Source organism: Candidatus Zixiibacteriota bacterium (assembly GCA_034439475.1).
In the GTDB taxonomy this organism is placed as follows: domain Bacteria; phylum Zixibacteria; class MSB-5A5; order GN15; family FEB-12; genus JAWXAN01.
The window spans coordinates 1-5,414 of the sequence record JAWXAN010000026.1; the positions used below are offsets into that span (position 1 = coordinate 1).

4 protein-coding genes are annotated in these 5,414 nt (G+C 48.1%); 1 reads left to right on the top strand and 3 read right to left on the bottom strand.

Features of this window, described 5'->3' with window-relative positions; translation table 11 throughout:
* Positions 1–1,297 precede the first annotated feature (1,297 nt).
* The 3 genes from SGI97_03335 to SGI97_03345 all read right to left on the bottom strand — a co-directional run bounded on the left by SGI97_03335 (position 1,298) and on the right by SGI97_03345 (position 3,997).
* Entirely contained in the window at positions 1,298–2,185 is an 888-nt protein-coding gene (locus tag SGI97_03335; protein ID MDZ4722926.1) for a hypothetical protein, read from the bottom strand.
* 248 nt (positions 2,186–2,433) lie between these two features.
* Positions 2,434–3,402 carry an anti-sigma factor gene (locus SGI97_03340; GenBank protein ID MDZ4722927.1) on the bottom strand — a complete coding sequence of 323 codons (969 nt, stop codon included), beginning with the start codon at positions 3,400–3,402 and terminating at the stop codon, positions 2,434–2,436.
* A gap of 1 nt (position 3,403) precedes the next feature.
* Positions 3,404–3,997: a sigma-70 family RNA polymerase sigma factor gene (locus SGI97_03345; protein MDZ4722928.1), complete on the bottom strand. Its 594-nt coding sequence runs from the start codon at positions 3,995–3,997 to the stop codon at positions 3,404–3,406.
* Between the two features lie 660 nt (positions 3,998–4,657).
* On the opposite strand from SGI97_03345, the gene SGI97_03350 reads away from it, so the two are divergent.
* Positions 4,658–5,161, top strand: a complete 504-nt coding sequence (locus SGI97_03350) for a ferritin (protein ID MDZ4722929.1) — start codon at positions 4,658–4,660, stop codon at positions 5,159–5,161.
* Positions 5,162–5,414: the final 253 nt, after the last annotated feature.

Sequence of the window (5,414 nt, forward strand, 5' to 3'; positions counted from 1 at the left end):
CTCTGAGGAGTTGGTGAAAAGCTCGTGGTGGCGACAGACGTATATTCGGAGTAACAAAGGCACTCTATTGAAATTTTATAATCTTGAGAAGCTGATTCCACCTCACGACTTCTACTACAATCGAGCAATCACTCTTGTTTGAGACAGTATATCCAAGCTTGTCGATCGCCCAACTTGTAACTGGATATGATCGAGTGGTCTCTTGAGCGTCAACAAACTCAGGACATTTATTCCAAAATCCTTTTCTTATTCCGAAAATATAATTAACACCGTCGGGGAATTCTATTTGAATGCTCCGCGGTCGATTTTCTAAGGAGGTATCTAATGCCAAATCAATGTCCTGCCGTCGCCGAAATGCGATTCCCCAACAAGGTTTTTCATTAGATCCCTCAGAAAAAAGACGGAAATTCAGAAGGATTTGAGACACATCACCTCAATTGATGAACAGGCGGAATCTACTTCTTCTTTGAGGTCGGAATTACCCATCTACTACCCTTTCCACCCAGCTGGTATGCATGAGGAATCTTCTTCGCTCGGAGCAAGTTTCTTAGAGGCAGGCCAGGGCGATGAATACTATCCTTGAGAATACCATGCTTTTCGATAATCTTCCCGCCCTCTATAGCTGTGATACTTTCCAAACATTTCTGTTCGATGTACTTGTCAAGACACGCAATAACCTGAGAAATATTGACCATTTCTGCTCTACCTCCTCTTTGGGGACATGAAAGTTTACTGATGCGCTTCTCTCTTTATTAGAATACAAAAATACGTTATATCATTGAAGAATACAACTGCTTTGTTGACAGCATTGACATGCGCGACAGGCGAGCCACTCCCTTCGTGCGGGTGTCTCTGTCGTGCACCACATAACCGTCAGGTCACCCGCCGCGTGCGGACTTCGGAAGCCTCAGCTCCCACATTTTCGATGTGTGCAAGACCCAACGGAACATCAGCTGAGATTGCCGCGTCGTGGATAGTCCGTCGCGGCGGATCGCAATGACGCTACCGGAAATGTTAGCCTTAATTCTTGTACCACACTCCGCCGTGGCGGAAGGTGTGATCTTTTCTTTCCCTCTATCTCTGGGTGAGGTCACATTCACGAGACTCAAGAATCGCTGAACCGTTCACCTGCGGCGAACCAAGGCGGAGTCGCTACAAGACGAAGAGAAGAGAACCCGCCACAGCGGCAGGCGTGAGATTGCCACTTCAGCAAGCAATCAAAACATCCAAAAAAAAAGAAGCCCGTATGACGAAGTGTCATCACGGGCTTTGGCAACATAGCAATCAAACGATTGCCTTAGGGCTCTATTTGCCTCGTTCGATTATGTTCAAATGAATTCGAGCCATTGAAATCAACATATGCATGGTTAAAGTATTTTATGACATTGAAGTTGAACATGTTGTTCATAGACCCTGCGCTCGCTTGAATACCATTGCCAAACCTTGCGAGATAGTTATGAGTGACATAATCAGAGGATGGTCCCGCCGGTCCCTCGTTTGGCGCAGGATTGTAGCAAATACCAAGCAAGCCATTGTGGCCGCCTACAGAGGCATTATTAAAGATTCTATTTTCATAACTACCGGCTCCCCGGACGAATATGCCGAGATTAACCATATCGAAATAGTTTCTGAAAATTATATTTGCGTAGCTGTTGATTGCGAGCAGACCTATCTGCGGCGCGATGCCATTTGCAGGGTCGGCGAACTCATCGCCGCCTTCGACTTTAATCCCCCGTATGACAGACCTGCTACTGCCGAGTAAGACGACACCGATTCCGAATGTAGACACACGGCCGTCCTGCACCCACACATTTTTGACGCCATCAAGGACAATTCCTCTTCCGATTTTGTTTCCCGGACCGCTTATCTCATGTCCTCCCAATTTTAGAAAGACATTGTCGCTCATAATAACAATTCCATCACCCGTTGCTGAAAAATCCGCGGTGACACGGTAAAATCCCGGCTCGGTGATCGTTGTGGGAGCTGTGATCCCAGTCCAGACCGAAGCGGCTCCTTCGCGAAACTCAGAGCGTACGGCTGATTCCAACGCTGGATCAAAGGCTTCACTCATTTCAATTTCGGGACTAATCTGACTCTCGGTCGATGAAACCGGTCCTTCATTCTTTGAACAACTCCAGCTTATGAGGCCGAGCGCCATAAATAAAAGAAAATTCTTTTTGTTCATTATTTCTTCTCCTTACAGATGTGATACTTTTTACTTCACGGTTGACTTTTCATCGGGATATAGACCTTTATGCGTCTGATGAAAACATCAAATACATAGATTTCAGCACAGTGAGGTCTGTGCGAGGTGAACATGTCTCCTTTCTGCAAATGTCTTGTGCACATGCGTTGCCAACCTCTGTGTGACTGGGATCCTATAGGAGATACGAAATGCAGTAGGTCCTTGGATTGGAAAGAATGAAAAAAAAATTATTTGAGATCTGGCGCGGCGTCCGGCCCAGTAAGATACATCATACCCGTTGGCTGCTCCTCACCTCCGGCTGTCTCTATTGTAACCTGGAAGGAGGCGATATGAGAAGGGTCAGGAAGGGAATTCATTTTGAGAACGGCGCTTCCATCAGGTGCGACAGTAAACCGTCCTACCGAAGTCGGCTTGCCGTCACGAAGCGACCAGGCCTGATAGACTTTGCCCTCAGGTGTCTGAGGAAGCTGGTACATATATACGACTCCCGTGCCGCGAATAGGATCGATAACGACCTTGCCGAACGCCTGTCGATTCGGCTCAACACCGCTCAGATCTACAAACTTCATTCCCGGCTGTCCGAGCAGGACCGTGGCATCCTCATACGCATGCAGGTCTCTTTCAAGTTTGGAAATCTGTGCCAAATTTGTCGCATGGTCGTTTTGTAATTGCTCGATCTCTCTTTCTCGTTTTTCACGTTCTGCGCGAAGACCCTCCAGCTCCAGATTGAAAGACTGTTTTTGCGTTAGCGTTGAAAGCTCTTTTTGAATGGAAGAAAGATCTGATTGGAACCGGTCTATTTGACTGAGCAATGAACCCTGCTCAGTTTTCACTGCAGAGAGATCATTTCGAAGAGAATGTCCCCAGAGGAAAAGGACAACAGATGCCGCCGCCGCAACCGCAGCAGCCCACCAGCCAAACTGAGAATGTCCCTTGGGAGCGCTGGCATTTTCGATGGGGCCAGAATCCGCATACACTCTTTTCATCAGCCGCTCGCCTATTACAGCGGATGGCTCATGCTGATTCACGGATGCGGCCAGACATACTGAAAGCTCGGTCGCTTCTTTCAGGCGGGCAGAACAAACGGGGCAGCCGGTGTTGAGATGCGAAACGACATTGTCGGCCTCTTCTTGTATGAGTGTGCCGAAAGCGAATGCTTCTAGCTGCTCATAAATCGCCTCGTGACTTGTGTTCATCTCACGCTTCTACTTTGAGGTGTTTTCGGAGTTGTATGACTGCTTCGCGAATCCGGCTTTTGACAGTTCCAAGGGGTGTATCGAGACGTTCCGCGATCAGCGAGTGAGATAAACCATCGTAATATGAAAGACGGATAACATCGCGATGCGCTGGCGTTAGCCTATTCAATGCGGAGACAATCTGATCTTTTGCTTCGGCGTTAGACCAGTCGCTATCAGGACTCCCATTGTGATTCGCAGGCAATGTGTCTAGTATGGTGTCGTCAAGTGTAGTTTCCGCGCGGCGCGCTTTGTACTGTTTGGATCGGGTACGATCAATTGCCAGATGCCGGCTCATAGTAGTCAACCAGGCAAGGACACTTCCACGGGCGAGATCATATGAGCCTGCCTGTTGCCAAAGCTTAAAAAACACTTCCTCTGTTATCTCTTCAGCATCTGCTTCGTTCTGTACGATGCTGAGGGCCAATGAGTACACAAATCTTCCCCGGCGATCATACAACGAAGATAAAGCCGTCTGATCACCAAGTTTGATCAGACGAATCAGCAACTCGTCCATACTGCCGGCAGAAGTATCTGGATTCTTAGTATCATTCATAATTAATACGGAAGAAAATCGAAATTGGATTGAAAAACAAGAAATATATCAATACGTGAAACGCGGAACAAACTCGGAATAGCTCCGTCATGAATTTTTCACAACGATAAAGTAAGAAGAACCCTACGACTTGTTCTTGCGGGGCCCGGCTTCTGAGACGCGACGCTCTCAGACCTGTCCGCTGTGAGGGGCTCTCTCTCAGGCGTTCTACTTATTTTGTCATTCCAGTCCGCCCAACCTCAGTGGGCAGGCACTGTCGGAGGACCCAGGATTTATCTTCGTGCGGGACGTCTCTGACCGACACGTCCCGCAACCGTCAGGCGGGGGATAGCATCCCTCGCTGAGGACGCCCGACACCACGGAATTTAAGACGTCAGTCCGCCCCGCCACAGCGGGCAGGCGCGGCGGACTGACCTACGAGTATTGGAGAAGATGGATTCTCCGCCTGGGTGGTCTGGAAAGACAATATTCGGGGCTAAAGTGGCTGCGGATTCAAGGCTTGATTTTCTTTGTATTATGCTACACCTTAGTCGGGATTAGATGATTTGAAGTGGCATTATATGACAGAGTTGCAGTGAGTGTAAAGATTAATTGTGAATGTGATTAAACGTGACTGTGACAGTGAATAGATATGAATATGAATAGAATGGAGAAAACACAATGATGATTTCGGAAAAGGTTGCCGCTCGGCTCAATGAGCAGGTCAACCATGAATTTTATAATGCCTGGTCGTACCTTGCCATGGCCTATTGGTTTGAGACCCTCGGATTGAGGATTTTTGCCAAATACTTTTTTAAGCAAAGCGATGAAGAGCGCGGTCATGGCGCGAAAATCGCCCAGTATCTGGTTGACCAAGGCGCACAAGTCCGACTTGGATCGCCCAAGCAGCCGACTATCGATTACAAGACCGCAAAAGAGGCGATTGAGGCATTTGTCCATCAGGAGATTCTCACGACCAGACAGGTCCATGAAATAGTCGATTTAGCTATCGCCGAGAAAGACCATGCCACGCGGAAATTCATCGATTGGAAAGTCGAAGAGCAAGTAGAGGAAGTGGCTTCAGCCAATGAACTGCTTGCGATGGTGAAGATGGCCGATACGACCGGTCAACTTTTTATGCTCGAGAACAGGCTGTGGCATATGCTTGAGGAAAAGAAGGACTGAGGCGAGAGGGCTATTCGATAGTGAGGGAAGTAGCCGACGCGCGGGGCATAAGAATGACCCGTGTTGCAAGAAAGAGATAAGACGTCAGTCCGCCCCGCCACAGCGGGCAGGCGTGGTGGGACGTACACCAGCCACCGGAATCGTTACAAGACTCCTCGCAATGGGCATAATAGCCAAAAAGTGTTGGTAAATTTCTGATATCTTCTTGTTATACTTGGTATTTCACCTAAGATGACTGAGTCCTTTTAGTGAC